This is a genomic window from Streptacidiphilus monticola, assembly GCF_042658505.1.
Lineage (GTDB): Bacteria > Actinomycetota > Actinomycetes > Streptomycetales > Streptomycetaceae > Streptacidiphilus > Streptacidiphilus monticola.
Map to the genome: position 1 here is coordinate 1 of NZ_JBHSQJ010000080.1, position 14,389 is coordinate 14,389.

A 14,389-nucleotide genomic window follows, 5' to 3' on the forward strand; every position below is an offset into this window, starting at 1 on the left:
GGGACGCGATCTGGCTCGCCGTGCGGCTCGCTCCGCTCGCGAAAACGCGGGCTGGCTACGGGGCGGCCCGGGTCCCGGGGTCGGCTGCGGCGGGGTGGGGGTGGCCGGCCCCGGCCCGGGCGGGAGGGCGCGGGCCCCGGTGGGTGCGTGGCGGGTTGGCGACACTCGGGCCGCCACCCTCGCCAACCCGCCAGGGGGAGGATGGTCGCGGCCGGTGGCGCGTGGCCGTCGGAGTACGGGCGGCCGGGCAGGAGCCGGTGGGGTGGTGGCGGGTGACCGTCGGGCGGCTCGAGGCGACCGGGCGGGACCTGGTGGGGTGGTGGCGGGTTGGCGAGAGTGGGGGCGCAGCTGTCGCCAACCCGCCAGAGAGCGGGCCCGGAGAACAGCAGGGGTCCGGAGAACAGGGCGACGAAGCGGGGAAGAGGTTCCCAGCAGATTGCCTGCACATTTTTCTGGACCGGCTCGTCAAAGCATTCACCCTGGTCGGCGCCCTGCCGGGCGATGGCGGCCGCCCCGCCGCTCCCGTAGTCGCGTCTTTTCCGCGGGCGGAGCGAGCAGCACGAATCGCAGCCTCGCCCAATGGTGGATGCCGTTGCAAACGTCTGGCGAGCGCCGTTCCGCAATACCGAGCCCCAAGGCCGACCCGAATACGAGCCCCAATGCCGAGCCCCAATGCCGAGGGGCACTACCAAGCCCAACGGTTCACCCTTGGCATGTTATTCGCCTGATGAATTCGTGCCTGATCGTTCCCCAGCATCTCGAGTCCGACGTCCCTGCGTGTCTCAACTCCGCCCTGGGCGTCACCGGTCTCGTCGTCCAGCCCGGTGCCGCGAAAGCGCCCGACGGGCAACCCGTGCTCTGCGTCGGCCGCCCTGGTCGGTGTTGCGATCTCCGTCACTACCGTTCCTGTCGCCGCGAACGCGGCGCTCGCGCTGTCCTATGGTGACGTCGGTCAGTTCCTCGGCTCGCTGGGGCAACTCGGGGCCAACCTGCTCGCATCATCGCCGCCGGAACGGCGACGCTCGTCGGCCAGCGGCTGTTCCGGGCACGGATCCGGCGGACGGAACTCGCCCGGGCGGGAGACTCCGGAAGGGCCACGCGCTTCGGCTCCGGTCGGGGACGCTGAGCCGAGATCGCAATGAAGGCAACGCAACCGGAAGGAAGAGCCACGCCATGGCCGACAACGAAGTCGTCGTGCGCTACGAGGTCGAGCGGGGGGTCGCGACGCTGACGCTGGACTCCCCGGCCAACCGGAACGCGCTGTCAGCGCGTCTTGTCCGGCAGTTGACGGAGCGTCTGGAGGAGGCCGCGCAGGACGAGGACGTGCGTGCCGTCGTGCTGACGCACACCGGGGGCACCTTCTGCGCCGGGGCGGACCTCTCCGATGCGACCTCCGGCGACCCGAAGGAGAACCCGGCCCGCATCGTCGCGACCATGCGGGCCATCGTGGCGTGTGCCAAGCCCGTGGTCGGGGTCGTGGACGGACACGTCCGGGCAGGCGGCATGGGACTGCTCGGGGCGTGCGACCTGGTCTTCGCCGGGCCGGCGGCCACCTTCGCATTCACCGAGGTGCGCCTCGGGCTGGCCCCGGCGGTCATCTCGCTCCCGCTGCTGCCGCGGCTGGAACCGCGTGGCGCGCAGCGCTGGTACCTGACCGGTGCCGTCTTCGACGCTGCGGAGGCGCAGCGGATCGGGCTGATCACCGAGGCGACCGCCGACGCGCCGTCAACTGCCGTGCAGCCGGTGCTCGACGAGCTGCGCAAGGCGTCTCCGCAGGGGCTGGCCGAGACGAAGAAGCTGCTGACCGGCGGAGCCCTCGCCGTCTTCGACGAGCAGGGCGGAGCCATGGTCGACCTCTCGGCCCGGCTGTTCGGCTCCGAGGAGGCGCAGGAAGGCATGCGCGCGTTCCTGGAGCGGCGCAAGCCGCGGTGGGCGGCAGCGGACGGCGGGCACTGAGCGCCCGGCTGGGTACGGGAGGCTGCGTACTCCCGGGGGAGTACGCAGCGCCACCGCGTGCAGGCGATGCCGGGTGGGGCGCCGTCGGCCTACTGTGCTGACATGATCCCCGCCGCCGACGACAACTCCGCGCGACCGCCCGGCAGGCGTCCGACGCATCCGCCCGCCCGCCCCTGGGACGGGCGGCGGGGCGACGGCGGCTGGTGGCTGTTCCGCGCGCGGGTGCCGCTGGCCGTGGCGGTCGCGCTGTTGCAGGTGTTCGGCAGCCATGCCGCCGCCCAGCACCAGCCGGGGCGGAGCGCGCTCGACCCGCTCGCCTATGCGCTGCTGCTGCTCGGACCGTCGCTGCTGCTGTTCCGCAGCCGCTTTCCGGTGGCCGTCTGTGCGGCCACCTCGGCCGTCGCCGCCGCGTACCTGCTGCTCGGCTATCCCTACGGACCGGTGTTCGTCAGCGCCGTCGTCGCGTTCGTCGGTGCCGTCCTGGCCGGCCGGCGGCGGGCGGCGTGGCTCTGTGCGGCGGGCTTGTACCTGGTCCACCTGGGGGTGAGCGCGGGGACCGGCTCGCTGACGTGGGGTCAGGAACTCGGGATGCTGGCCTGGTTGCTGCTGGTGGTCCTGCTCGCCGAGGTGATCAGGACCCGGGCCGAGCAGCGGGCGCAGCGGCGTCAGGCGCGGGTGGAGCGCGAACAGCGGATCGCGGACGAGCAGCGGTTGGCCATCGCCCGGGAGTTGCACGACGTGCTGGCGCACAGCATCTCGCTGATCAACGTGCAGGCGGGGGTGGCCCTGGAGCTCATCGACGACGACCCGGAGCAGGCCCGTACCGCCCTGGCGACGATCAAGCAGACGAGCAAGCAGGCGCTCGGCGAGGTGCGGCAGGTCCTCGGCACTCTCCGCGGCCCGGCTGCCGCTGCGGGCGACGCCGGACCGAGCGCTGCGACCGCGGCGCCGCGCAGTCCCGCGCCGGGGCTGGACCGGCTGCCGGAGCTGGTCGCGCAGGCCAAGGACGCGGGGCTGGACGTCCGGCTGGTCACGGAGGGGACGCCCCGGCCGCTGCCGCAGGGCGTGGAGCTGGCCGGATTCCGCATCGTGCAGGAGGCGCTGACGAACATCCTGCGCCACTCGGCCGCGCGCAGCGCGGAGGTTCGGGTGGGCTATCCGGCTGTCGGCGGCCTGGAGTTGACGGTTCGCGACCCGGGGCCCGCCTCGGCCGGGGGAGGCTCGCGGGCGGGCGGGTCGGGCAGCGGCCTGACGGGGATGCGGGAGCGGGCGGCGGCCCTCGGCGGCCGGTTCGTGGCGGGACCACGGACCGACGGCGGTTTCGAGGTCCGAGCGGAGCTGCCGTCGCCCGGCGCGGAGTGGCTGGGCAGGATCGGGAGGAGCAGCGGATGACCGGGGTGGTGCCGGAGTGATCCGGGTGGTGCTGGCGGACGACCAGCAGTTGGTGCGCGCGGGCTTCCGCGCGCTGCTCGACGCGCAGCCGGACGTCGAGGTCGTGGGGGAGGCGGACGACGGGCTGGCGGCGGTGGCACGGACCCGGGAGCTGCGGCCGGACGTCGTGCTGATGGACATCCGGATGCCCGAGCTGGACGGCCTGGCCGCCACGCGCCGGATCACCGCCGACCCCGATCTGGCCGCGGTGAAGGTCGTGGTGCTGACCACGTTCGAGCTGGACGAGTACGTCTTCGAGGCGCTGCGGGCGGGGGCGGCCGGCTTCCTGGTCAAGGACACCGAACCGGCGGAGCTGGTGCGGGCCGTGCGCGCGGTGCGGGCGGGCGACGGGCTGCTGTCGCCCGGGGTGACCCGGCGGCTGATCGCGGAGTTCGCCGCCCGCAGCAAGGAGCCCGAACTGCCGCCGGAGCTGGGCAGGTTGACCGACCGGGAGCGGGAGGTGCTGGCCCTGGTGGGGCTGGGGCTGACCAACGACGAGATCGCCGGGCGGCTGGTGGTCAGTCCGTTGACGGCGAAGACGCACGTCAGCCGGATCATGGTCAAGCTGGGCGCCCGGGACCGCGCGCAACTCGTGGTCCTGGCCTACGAGTCGGGGCTGGTGCGGCCGGGCTGGCTCGGGTAGCCGGGCGCCGGGTCGCGAGCGGGTGACGGACGGCACGCGTGCCCGCGGGTCCGGGGCGGTTACCGGCCGGTTAACGTATGCGCATGCCGATCGCCGAGAAGATCCGACGCCGCCTCCGTGAGCTGACCGGACGGGCGGCCAGCGCCGCGGTCCACCGCGGCTGGGCGTGGGTGCAGCGGGCGGGCGCGGTGAGCGCGGAGCGGCCCGGCCCGCTGCGGTTCCGCGCGATCGGCGCGGGCACGACGCTGACGTTCCCGCTCGGGACGGTCTTCAACGAGCGGTGGATCGAGCTGGGCTGCTTCTGCATCATCGGGGAGCGGGTGTCGATCTCCGCGGGCTTCCTGCCGGGGTTGGATCTGGGGCCCGAGCCCCTCGTGCGGATCGGGGACGGCTGCGTGATCGGCCGCGACAGCCACATCGTGGGGCACCAGTCCATCGTCATCGGCGACAACGTGTGGACCGGCCCGGCGGTGTTCATCACGGACGAGAACCACTCGTACGACGACACCGAGCTGCCCATCGGGAAGCAGTGGCCGCGCAACGAGCCGGTGTCGATCGGCGACGGCTCGTGGATCGGGACGGGCGCGGTGATCCTGCCCGGAGCCCGGATCGGACGGAACGTCGTGGTCGCGGCGAACGCGGTGGTGCGGGGCGAGGTCCCGGACCACAGCGTGGTGGCGGGAGCCCCGGCGAAGGTGGTGCGCCGGTGGACCCCCGAGGCGGGCTGGGAGCCCCCGCTGCGCACGGTGGCCCCGAAGCCGATCCCGGAGGGCATCACGCACGAGCAGCTGGTCGCGCTGGTGGGCTGGGATCTCCACCCGCCCCGCGACGGCGAGGGCGCGTCCCCGCACCCGGAGGAATCCCTCGCCCCCGCCCCCCTGGTCACGGCGACGGAGGGCGCCGGCGCGCTGGACCCGTCGCCGGGCGAGGCGAAGCCCCCGGTGCCGACGGAAGACTGACGATCGGTCAGCGGCGGCCCACCGGGGTCAGCCCGACTACGGCCCTCCCGCGTCCCGGCTGGGCCGCCCCGCGGCTGCGCCGGGCCCCCGACGCCGGCCAGCCCGCCGGGGGGCCGCAGCCCGTCTCCGGCGCCTCGCGGCTACGCCGCGCTGCCGCGCCGGTGGCGGCTTGAGGTCGCGCGCTGGACGGCGAGAGCCGCGGCAGCGGCCAGCGCGGCGAGGAGGGCGACGGAGACCAGCGCGGTGGGGAGGCCCAGGCCCTGGGCGAGGAAGCCGATGATCGGGGGTCCGAGGACCATGCCGCCGTAGCCCAGCATGGACGCCGTGGCCACGCCCTTCGGGCCGTCCAGGGCGCCGGCGCGGTCGATCGCCAGCGGGAAGATGTTGGAGAGGCCGATGCCCACCAGCAGGAAGCCGGCCAGGACCAGGGGCAGCCACGGGGCCAGCGCAGCGACGAGCATGCCCGCCCCCGCCACCAGGCCGCCGGTGACCATGACCCGGGTCGGGCCGAAGAGCTCGACCAGCCGGGTGCCGGACACCCGGCCCGCCGTCATCGCCAGCGAGTACGCGGCGAAGCCGGCGGCCGCGACGCCAGGGGAGACGTGGAGGTCCTCCGTCAGGTGCAGCGTTCCCCAGTCGGCCAGGGCGCCCTCCCCGTACGCGTCGCACAGCGCCACCACACCGAGCAGCAGCACCAGCAGCAGCGGCCCGGGGACGCCTGCCCGTCCGGGGCCCGCCGCGTCCGACGGGGCGTCAACTTCGGGCCGCCGCACGGCGGCGGGCACCAGCGGACGGCGCAGCAGGACGGTTCCCGCCCAGGCGGTGACGGCGAGGCCGCCGACGCTCAGCAGGCCGAGGTACTGCGCCGGGGAGAGGACCTGGGCGAGCAGGCCGCCCACCGTCGCGCCGAGCAGGCCGCCGAGGCTGTACGCGGCGTGGAAGGCGGGCATGACGGGGCGCCCGACGCCCGCGATGTAGTCGACGGCCGCGCTGTTGACGCCGACGTTGACCGCGCCGTACCCGGCGCCGAACAGCAGCAGCACGCCGCCGAGCGCGACCACCGAGTGGGCCTGGGCGGGGAGGGCGACGGCGGCGCAGAGGAAGGCCATGGCCCCGACGGTCACCACCTGGTTGCCGAAGCGCAGGCAGAGCCGGCCGACCGGCGTCATCACCAGCACCGCTCCGGCGGAGACGCAGAGCAGGGCCAGCCCGAGCAGCCCCGGGGAGGCGTGGACCTGGGCCTTGATCTCGGGGATGCGGACGACCCAGCCCGCGAAGAGGAAGCCGTCGAGGGCGAAGAAGCCGGTGAGGGCGAGCCGGGCGGCGGGCCAGCCGGTCGGGCTGGAGGTCCGCGAGGCGGAAGGAGCAAGGGGGTCGGCAGGAGTAGGAGCGACGGGTGTGCGGTTCGTTATTTTGTTTCGGAGCGGCACAAATTCATAATAGGAGCGTGCAGCCCACCCGGACAAGTCCCCTCGACCGCGGCCGGAGCGTCCTCGGACCCGCCCTGAGCCTGGTCCACACCGGCGCCGCGCCGACCCGCTCCGCGCTGACGGCGGCGCTCGGCGTCACCCGTGCCACGGCCGGCGCCGTGCTCGGCGAGCTGGAGGCGCTGCGGCTGGTCTCCGTGGACGCCAGCCCGGTCGGCGGCACCCGCGGGCGGCCCTCGCACCGGGTCGGCGTGCACCCGGACGGTCCGGTCGTGCTCGCGGCGCAGCTGCACAGCGACGGCTACAGCCTCGCGCTGGCGTCCCTCGGCGGCGCCCTCGGGCCGGTCCGCGACGAGCCGCTGGCCGCCGCCGACATCGCGGACCCGGAGCGGGCGCTGCGTCAGCTCGCCCGCGCCGGAGCGGAGTTGGTGCGGGCGAGCGGGCGCCGCTGCGTGGGCGTCGGCCTGGCCGCGCCGTCCCCGGTGACGGAGCCCGACCGGCGGGCGGTCGGCTCGGGGGTGCTCGACTGGGCGTCGGGGACGCCGCTCGGCGCGCTGTGGGACGCGGCCGTTGCGCAAGCGGGTCTCGTTGACGCGCTGGCCACGGCCGACGGCGTCGCCGGTGTCGCCAACGACGCGAACCTCGCCGCGCTCGCCGAGCACCGCCACGGCGCGGGACGAGACGCCGGGCACCTGCTGTACGTCACCACCGGCCATCGGGGCATCGGCGGCGCGCTGGTGCTGGACGGCCGCCTGTACGCCGGGGCGGGCGGACTGGCGTTGGAGATCGGGCAGTTGACGGTGGATCCGGAGGGGGTCGCCTGCCCGTGCGGCCGTCGCGGCTGCTTCGAGGCGGAGGCCGGGCCGGACGCCCTGCTGCGCGCGGCGGGCCTGCGGGCCGACGCCCCGCTGCACCGGCTGGACGGCGTCTTCGCCGCGGCGGCGGAGGGCGAGCCGGCGGCGCGGGACGCGGTGCGGCACGTCGCGGAGCGACTGGGCCGGGGGCTGGCCATGGTGATCGACGTGCTCAACCCGGACCGGGTGGTGCTGGGCGCGTTCCTGAGCCAGGTGCTGCGCGGCGCAGGGGAGTTGGTGTCCGAAGTGGTCGCGGACCGGTCGCTGTGGGGCAAGCGCGCCTCGGCGGTCCCGATCGTGCCCGCGGCGCTGGTGCGGCCCGAGCTGGCCGGTGCGGCGGAACTGGGCTGGGCTCCGGTGCTGGCCGACCCGGAGCGCCTGCGCGCGGTTCGCTAGTGCCGTATCCGGACAGGTCGCCGGGTTGCGGTGTCCGGTGGTGAGGGCGCCGTCGGCCGAAGGCTGGGGGAAGATCGCAAGGCGGAGGGTCGCCCTCGTACTGGAGGTACTTGGGAGCGCTGGATGTACTCGGCCGCGCCCGACAACGCGGCGCGGAGGTACCCCGGCTGAGGCCGGGGAGTGCCGTGCCGGGCGCCGGGGCACGGTGGACCTGTCCGGACACGGCACCGGGGCACGGAGTCGGACAGGTCGCCGGGGGCGGTATCGCCCTCCCCGCCGCAACGCAGGTCGCCCGGCGTACTCCTCCGGGCGCAGGGACGGTGACGGCCGGGGGACGACGACGCGGGGACTCGCGCGCAGGAGTCTGGGAGCACCAACCAGTGAAAGGTGCAGGCGATGCTCACCCAATTCCTCGCGGACGGACCCGACTGGCACGGCGGCCCCTGGTTCCTGCTCTTCCCCCTGTTCTGGATCGCCGTCCTGGTCCTCGCCCGCCGCCTGCTGTTCCGAGGGGCGTGGGCGGGCCGCGGCCCGCGCGGACGGGGTCCGTGGCAGGACCGGCGCTGGCAGGAGCGGGGCGGGCCGGCCCCGACGCCCGTCGAGACGCTCAACCGCAAGTACGCGGACGGCGAGATCGACGAGTTCGAGTACCGCACCCGCCTCTCCGTGCTGACCGGTGAGGACGAGACGACGTGAACTGACGGAGGGTCAGGACACCGCCGCCACGGGGGCCGTGGCCTGACCGGCGGTCGCCTGGGCGGCAGCCTCGGCAGGCGCGACGGGCTCGATCACGGCACCCAGCGCGGGCTCGAACTCCCTTGCCAGCACTGTCTCCAGGGCCGGCTCCAGCGCGGGCACCGGCTCGGGCTCCAGCACCGGTTCCGGCGAAGGCTCCGGCACGGGCTCGCCTGCCGGTCCACCGACCGGTTGGAGCACCGGCGCGCTCCCGGGCTCGGGCGGGTCCGCGGGCTCGGACCACGCCAGCGCAGCCGCCAGCAGGGGCTCGGCCGCGGCCAGCGGCACCGCCGCGGGGAGCGGGGCGAGCGTGAACCACACCGACTTGCCGTGCTCCTCGGGGCGGACACCCCACTCCTTGGCCAGTCCGGCCACGATCGCCAGGCCGCGCCCGCCCGGTGAGAGCGGGTCGGGCGGCAGCACCCGGGGCAGCACCGACGAGGCGTCGTGCACCTCGACGGTCAACGCGCCGTCGGCCGTGCGGAGTCGGACCGTGCACGTGTGCGGCCGGGCCACGTGCTGGTAGACGTTGGCGAGCAGTTCGTTGAGGCCGGTCACCGTCGGCCCGCACAGGGGCTCGAGGTTCCAGTGCCGCAGGTGGGCCTGGACGATTCGGCGGACCACGCCGAACCTGCTCGGCTCGGCGGTCAGCCGCAGCTCGTAATGCCGGTCGAAATCCTCCATCACGCGTGCGACTCCTTCCAGAACGGTCGGTCGACTTCGCAGGGTGAACAATTCCGAGCATTCCGTGATGGACCCAGACTTTCCCGGAGGAAGCCGGATCGCAACTCGTGTGGCACCGCTACATCCTGCCCAGGAGAACCGCTCAGCGTAACCGGCCGGCCACGGATAGTTGCGGAATGAGGGCCTCCGGCTGTTCATGTTGCCGTTACGATGCGGCTGTGAGCGAGACTGCGAAGACCCTGGACGTCGACCGTTCGGACCCGGAGTACCGGGCCTGGCTCAAGGAGGCGGTGCGCAAGGTGCAGGCGGACGCCAACCGGTCCGCCGACACGCACCTGCTGCGCTTCCCGCTGCCCGAGGAGTGGGGGATCGACCTCTACCTCAAGGACGAGTCGACGCATCCGACCGGCAGTCTCAAGCACCGGCTCGCGCGCTCCCTCTTCCTGCACGCCCTGTGCAACGGCTGGATCCGCCCCGGGCGCCCCGTCGTCGAGGCCTCCAGCGGCTCGACCGCCGTCTCCGAGGCCTACTTCGCGAAGCTCATCGGCGTGCCCTTCATCGCCGTCATGCCCCGCAGCACCAGCTGCGAGAAGATCGCGCTGATCGAGGCCCAGGGCGGCAACTGCCATCTGGTGGACGACACCCGCACCCTCTACGACGTCTCCGCGCGGCTCGCGGCCGAGTCCGGCGGCCACTACATGGACCAGTTCACCTACGCCGAGCGGGCCACGGACTGGCGCGGCAACAACAACATCGCCGAGTCCATCTACGCGCAGATGCGCAAGGAGCGCTTCCCGGAACCGAGTTGGATCGTCGCCACGGCCGGCACCGGCGGCACCTCGGCCACGCTGGGCCGCTACGTGCACTACATCCAGGCCGACACCCGGGTCTGCGTCGCCGACCCCGAGAACAGCGTCTTCTTCGACGGCTGGGTGAGCGGCGACCCCGGCCTCTGCTGCGAGAAGGGCTCCCGGATCGAGGGGATCGGCCGGCCCCGGGTGGAGCCCAGCTTCGTGCCCGGCGCGATCGACCGGATGATGAAGGTCCCGGACGCCGCCTCCATCGCCGCCGCGCGCACCCTCGCCCGCGCGATGGGCCGCCGCCCGGGCGGGTCGACCGGCACCGGGCTGTGGGCCGCCTTCCGGATCATCTCCGAGATGCGGCAGCACGGCGAGCAGGGCAGCGTCGTGGCCCTCATCTGCGACCCCGGCGACCGCTACCTGGACAAGTACTACTCCGACGCCTGGCTCGCCGAACAGGGCCTCGACATCGCGCCCTACCTGGCCGAGTTGGAGGTCTTCCTGGAGAGCGGCAAGCTCGACTGACGACCGGTCAGCCTTCGCCGCGCGCGGCGAAGGCGTCCAGGCCGTGCAGCGCGCGCCGCAGGGAGCGGACGACCACGGGGCGCAGCGCCCGCGCGGCCCACTCCAGCGGGCGGCTGACGTCGAAGGCCAGGGTGTAGCGGGCGTCGGTCCCCGGGCCGGCCGGATCCAGCCGCCACTCCTCCAACCAGGCGTGCGCGCCAGGGAAGTTGACCTGCTCCACCCGGTAGACGAAGCGGTGCGGCCGCTCCCACAGCAGCACGCTCTCGACGAAGTGCGCCCCGCCGCGCAGCCGGACCGCGCGGCCCGCGCCAGGGCCGTAGGGCGGCGGTCCGGTGTAGCCGGCGCGGGTGACCTCGGGGAACCAGAGCGGCCAGGTTGAGCAGTCCTCGGTCAACGCCCGGAACAGCGCCTCGGGCGGCGCGGCCAGCCGGGCGGCGGCCACCAGCCGCACCGGCGCGGCGTCCAGGTACTCCGGTGTCACCGGTCGCAGATGTTCCCGCACCACGGTAGAACCGCCCCCTCTCGTGCTGCGGGACAGCGTAGTTGACGGTGCGTCAGCCCGATGTGGCGGGGCCCTCGGCGCCCGCGACCAGCACCGAGCGCAGGTGCTCGGCCAGCTCCTCGCGGGCCTCCGCGGGCAGGCCGGAGTCGGTGACCAGGGTGTCCACCTCGGACAACCGGGCGAAGGTGGACAGGCCCACGGTGCCCCACTTGGTGTGGTCGGCGACCGCCACCACCCGGCGCGCGGAGGCGACGAAGGTGCGGTTCGTCTCCGCCTCGGCCAGGTTGGGAGTGGACAGGCCCGCCTCCACCGACAGGCCGTGGCAGCCGAGGAACAGCAGGTCGAAGTGGAGGGAGCGGATCGCCCGGTCCGCGATCGGGCCGACCAACGCGTCCGAAGGTGTACGCACGCCGCCGGTCAGCACCACGGTGGCGGCGGGGGAGGCGGCGCTGCCGCCCCGTGCGGCGTTCTCGAACACGTCGGCCACCCGCACCGAGTTGGTGACGACCGTCAACCCCTCGACGCCGACGAGGTGCTGGGCCAGTGCGAACGTCGTCGTGCCGCCCGAGAGGGCGATCGCGCTGCCGGGGGCGACCAGCCGGGCGGCCTCGCGCGCGATGTCCTCCTTGGCCGTCAGCTCCAGGCCCGACTTGGCCTCGAAGCCCGGCTCGTGGGTGCTCGCCTCCATCACCGGCACCGCGCCGCCGTGGACCTTCTCCACCACGCCCTGGCGGGCCAGGGCGTCCAGATCCCGGCGGACCGTCATGTCGGAGACGTTCAGACGCCGCGTCAACTCGTTGACGCGCACCCCACCGCGCCGCCTCACCTCGTCCAGGATGAGGGCCCGGCGCTGCTCCGCGAGCAGGTTGCTGTTCTCGACCACCCGAGCATCCTTTCATGCGGGGCAACTCCGTGGCGCAAAAGGCTGTACGCCGAGGGCGTCGGCGGGATGATGGCGGGCATGGACAGCGAGGTGGGGGCGGCGACCGTCCCGGAGCAGCGCAGCGACGAACCGGCCGACCCGCCCCCGCTGACCGGCGCGGCCCTGCGCCTGGAGCTGCTCGTGCACGGCGTCGGCGGCACCACGCCGCAGGACATGCTGCAGGACCCGCACCTGGCCCAGCTGACCGGGGACGCGGTGGCCGGAACCTATCGCCGCTGGGAGGACCGCAACGCCGAGGCCACCCCGGAGCGGTACCGGGGCGACGCCGTCCAGGAGGCGTACTCCTGGGCCAACCTCACCTCCGGCGCCGCGACCCGGGCGCTGTGGCTGCTGCTGCTCCCGTTCATGCTCGCCAACCTCGTCCACTGGATGCGGCCCGCCTCGACCCGCAGCGCCCGCGGCTACGAGGCGCTGGTCCGGCTGCTCGCGGTCAGCCTGACCGCGTTGCTGGTCGGCGCGGCCGTGGAGGCGGCCATGGACCTGACGGCGTGGCAGTGCGCGGCCACCCCCGCCTGCTCGGCACAGCACTCCTGGCTCGTCTTCTTCCTTGGGGCGCACGGCGGTTGGCTGGCGACCCCGGGCCGCAGGCTGGCCGTCGCGGCGCTGGCCCCGGTCGCCCTGGTGGCGCTGCTGTGGTGGCTGTCCCGGCTCACCTGGAGCGCCTACGAGTCGCAGACGCCCGGCGCCCCGGCCGCCGAGAGCGGCGAGCCCATGGAGCAGCAGGGGTTCTGGTACGGCATGCGGATGGTGCGCCGGCTGCGCCGGGTGCACGTCGGCGTCGGCCTGCTGACGGTGGACCTGGCGCTGCTGCTGCCGCTCTGGCAGCACGACCGGGGCGGGCTCGCCGTCGCCGGGTGGGTGCTGCTGGTGGCGGTGGCGGTCCTCGCGGTGCTGCTGGTGGCCCAGTTGGTGCCGATGCGGCGGATCCAGCACCGGATCGACATCGATCCGGACGGCCCCCTGCTCAGCAGCCTGCCCCGGGCCTGCATGGCGGTGCTCGCCCTGACCCTGCTCGACGCCCTTGCCCCGCGCCCGGATTGGCGTCCCGGCGGGCACCTCCCCGGGGCCACCACGCTGCTGTCCGCGCTGACGGCTGCTCAGTTCGCGCTCATCGCCGTGCTGGCCTGGGTGACGCGCGGAATGCTGCGCGCCGGCAGCGGCGCGGTCAGCGTCGAACTGCGGCAGTGGTTCCAGGTGAAGCAGTGGGTGACCGGGGCCCCGTGCCCCTACACCGTTCCCGGCCCCGGCACCGGGCCGCAGGCCGACGAGACCTTCGGCGGCCCCGACGGCCCGGCGCTGCGCGGGTACGCCGGGGTGGCGACCGCGCTGCTGGCGGTCGGCCTCGGCGGACTGCTCAGCGCGGGCCTGACGGTGTGGTGGGCGCAGCGGCTCGCGGGGCACGGACCGTCGCCGGTGCCGCCGCCGGTGATGGTGTGGCACGGCAGCGGGGTGCCGGTGGTCGCGCTCGCGGTGCTGGTCGTCGCCCTGCTGCGGGCGCTGCAACTGGCAGGCCAGAAACGGGCGTTCGCGCGGCAGGTGGTCCGCGCCTACCCGGACGCGACCGGGGAGGGCCCGCGCACGGGTGCGATCACGGGGGCGCTGGCCAAGGCGACGCTGACGGACTACGGACCGGTACTCATCGGCACGCTGGCGGCGCTGGCCGGCGTGGTGGGCGTTGCCTCGCTCACGGGCGGACTGGTGAGCGGCGAGACCCCCGTACGGGCCGCCGGGGCGGCGGGGGTCGTCGGCCACGCGGCCTCGGCCCTGCAGAACCTGGGCGGGTGGCTGGTCGCCGCGACGGTCGTCGGCCTGGTCGCCCTGGGCCGGGCCGCGTACCGGAACCTGGGCACGCGCAAGACGGTCGGCATCGTCTGGGACATCGGCACCTTCTGGCCCCGGGCGGCCCACCCCTTCGCACCGCCCTGCTACGCCGAGCGGGCCGTGCCCGACCTGGTCTGGCGCACCCGCACCTGGCTGGAGCAGGACCCGGGCCGCCGGCTCGTCCTCTCCGCCCACTCGCAGGGGACGGTCCTGGCCGCGGCGGCGGTGTGGCAACTGGACCCGGAGACGCGGCAGCGGACCGCGCTGCTGACGTACGGCAGTCCGCTGCGCAGGCTCTACGGGCGGTTCTTCCCGGCCTACTTCGGGCCGGAGGACCTGCTGCGGCTGCGGAAGGACGCCCCGCACTGGCACAACCTGTTCCGGGTGACCGACCCCATCGGCGGCCCGGTGCGGGTCCCGGCGACGGGCGCGAAGCACGCCCCGGACTGGCCGGCCCTGACGGACCCGCTGGTGTGGGGCCGCGACGAGGAGCACCCGCTGCCGGTGCCGATCCACGCCCACTCCGACTACCAGGCGGATCCCCAGTTCACCGTCGCCCGCGACCGCCTCCTCAGCGACCTCGGCCGCGACCAGACCACGGACCCGAGCCAGACGACCCGTTAACCCCCTGCCCCACCCACCGGGCCCCCCACCCCGGGCTGCGCCCTGCCCCACCCACCGGGCCTTCGGCCGGGCTGCGCCCTGGCCCGCCC

12 protein-coding genes and 1 pseudogene are annotated in these 14,389 nt (G+C 74.6%); 9 read left to right on the forward strand and 4 right to left on the reverse strand.

Annotation, left to right across the window (positions count from 1 at the left end):
- Positions 1-863: 863 nt before the first annotated feature.
- The 5 genes and pseudogenes from ACFP3V_RS19360 to ACFP3V_RS19380 all read left to right on the forward strand — a co-directional run.
- Positions 864-1,126 (forward strand): annotated as a pseudogene (locus ACFP3V_RS19360) (DUF389 domain-containing protein); the annotation flags it as partial.
- A gap of 47 nt (positions 1,127-1,173) precedes the next feature.
- On the forward strand, positions 1,174-1,956 hold the full coding sequence (locus ACFP3V_RS19365) for an enoyl-CoA hydratase family protein (protein ID WP_380585091.1): 783 nt from the start codon (positions 1,174-1,176) through the stop codon (positions 1,954-1,956).
- A 102-nt stretch (positions 1,957-2,058) separates the two neighbouring features.
- Entirely contained in the window at positions 2,059-3,348 is a 1,290-nt protein-coding gene (locus ACFP3V_RS19370; RefSeq protein ID WP_380585093.1) for a sensor histidine kinase, read from the forward strand.
- A 16-nt stretch (positions 3,349-3,364) separates the two neighbouring features.
- Positions 3,365-4,030, forward strand: a complete 666-nt coding sequence (locus ACFP3V_RS19375; RefSeq protein ID WP_380585095.1) for a response regulator transcription factor — start codon at positions 3,365-3,367, stop codon at positions 4,028-4,030.
- A gap of 83 nt (positions 4,031-4,113) precedes the next feature.
- Entirely contained in the window at positions 4,114-4,989 is an 876-nt protein-coding gene (locus ACFP3V_RS19380; RefSeq protein WP_380585097.1) for an acyltransferase, read from the forward strand.
- 140 nt (positions 4,990-5,129) lie between these two features.
- Here ACFP3V_RS19380 and ACFP3V_RS19385 read toward each other — a convergent pair whose 3' ends face one another.
- On the reverse strand, positions 5,130-6,419 hold the full coding sequence (locus tag ACFP3V_RS19385; protein WP_380585099.1) for an MFS transporter: 1,290 nt from the start codon (positions 6,417-6,419) through the stop codon (positions 5,130-5,132).
- A gap of 17 nt (positions 6,420-6,436) precedes the next feature.
- Between ACFP3V_RS19385 and ACFP3V_RS19390 the strand changes: the two genes are divergently transcribed.
- Together ACFP3V_RS19390 and ACFP3V_RS19395 are read left to right on the forward strand one after the other, a co-directional pair.
- On the forward strand, positions 6,437-7,666 hold the full coding sequence (locus tag ACFP3V_RS19390; RefSeq protein ID WP_380585101.1) for an ROK family protein: 1,230 nt from the start codon (positions 6,437-6,439) through the stop codon (positions 7,664-7,666).
- A 396-nt stretch (positions 7,667-8,062) separates the two neighbouring features.
- Positions 8,063-8,362: an SHOCT domain-containing protein gene (locus tag ACFP3V_RS19395; protein ID WP_380585103.1), complete on the forward strand. Its 300-nt coding sequence runs from the start codon at positions 8,063-8,065 to the stop codon at positions 8,360-8,362.
- 12 nt (positions 8,363-8,374) lie between these two features.
- Here the strand turns inward: ACFP3V_RS19395 and ACFP3V_RS19400 are convergent, their stop codons facing one another.
- Positions 8,375-9,085 (reverse strand): ATP-binding protein, encoded by a 711-nt coding sequence (locus ACFP3V_RS19400; RefSeq protein WP_380585105.1) that lies wholly within the window; start codon positions 9,083-9,085, stop codon positions 8,375-8,377.
- 218 nt (positions 9,086-9,303) lie between these two features.
- Between ACFP3V_RS19400 and ACFP3V_RS19405 the strand changes: the two genes are divergently transcribed.
- Positions 9,304-10,410 (forward strand): PLP-dependent cysteine synthase family protein, encoded by a 1,107-nt coding sequence (locus ACFP3V_RS19405; RefSeq protein ID WP_380585107.1) that lies wholly within the window; start codon positions 9,304-9,306, stop codon positions 10,408-10,410.
- Positions 10,411-10,417: 7 nt separating this feature from the next.
- Here ACFP3V_RS19405 and ACFP3V_RS19410 read toward each other — a convergent pair whose 3' ends face one another.
- On the reverse strand, positions 10,418-10,915 hold the full coding sequence (locus ACFP3V_RS19410) for an SRPBCC family protein (protein ID WP_380585109.1): 498 nt from the start codon (positions 10,913-10,915) through the stop codon (positions 10,418-10,420).
- Positions 10,916-10,964: 49 nt separating this feature from the next.
- A complete protein-coding gene (locus ACFP3V_RS19415; RefSeq protein ID WP_380585111.1) occupies positions 10,965-11,795 on the reverse strand; it encodes a DeoR/GlpR family DNA-binding transcription regulator in 831 nt (276 codons plus the stop codon).
- 78 nt (positions 11,796-11,873) lie between these two features.
- On the opposite strand from ACFP3V_RS19415, the gene ACFP3V_RS19420 reads away from it, so the two are divergent.
- The gene (locus ACFP3V_RS19420) at positions 11,874-14,300 is read left to right on the forward strand and encodes a hypothetical protein (protein ID WP_380585113.1); all 2,427 of its coding nucleotides are present in this window, start codon (positions 11,874-11,876) and stop codon (positions 14,298-14,300) included.
- Positions 14,301-14,389: the final 89 nt, after the last annotated feature.

Excerpts from the sequence above, each read along its gene's own strand:
- ACFP3V_RS19400 (WP_380585105.1), bottom strand. The coding sequence starts at position 9,085 with ATGGAGGATTTCGACCGGCATTACGAGCTGCGGCTGACCGCCGAGCCG.
- ACFP3V_RS19380 (WP_380585097.1), top strand. The coding sequence starts at position 4,114 with ATGCCGATCGCCGAGAAGATCCGACGCCGCCTCCGTGAGCTGACCGGA.
- ACFP3V_RS19395 (WP_380585103.1), top strand. The coding sequence starts at position 8,063 with ATGCTCACCCAATTCCTCGCGGACGGACCCGACTGGCACGGCGGCCCC.
- ACFP3V_RS19365 (WP_380585091.1), top strand. The coding sequence starts at position 1,174 with ATGGCCGACAACGAAGTCGTCGTGCGCTACGAGGTCGAGCGGGGGGTC.
- ACFP3V_RS19420 (WP_380585113.1), top strand. The coding sequence starts at position 11,874 with ATGGACAGCGAGGTGGGGGCGGCGACCGTCCCGGAGCAGCGCAGCGAC.
- ACFP3V_RS19370 (WP_380585093.1), top strand. The coding sequence starts at position 2,059 with ATGATCCCCGCCGCCGACGACAACTCCGCGCGACCGCCCGGCAGGCGT.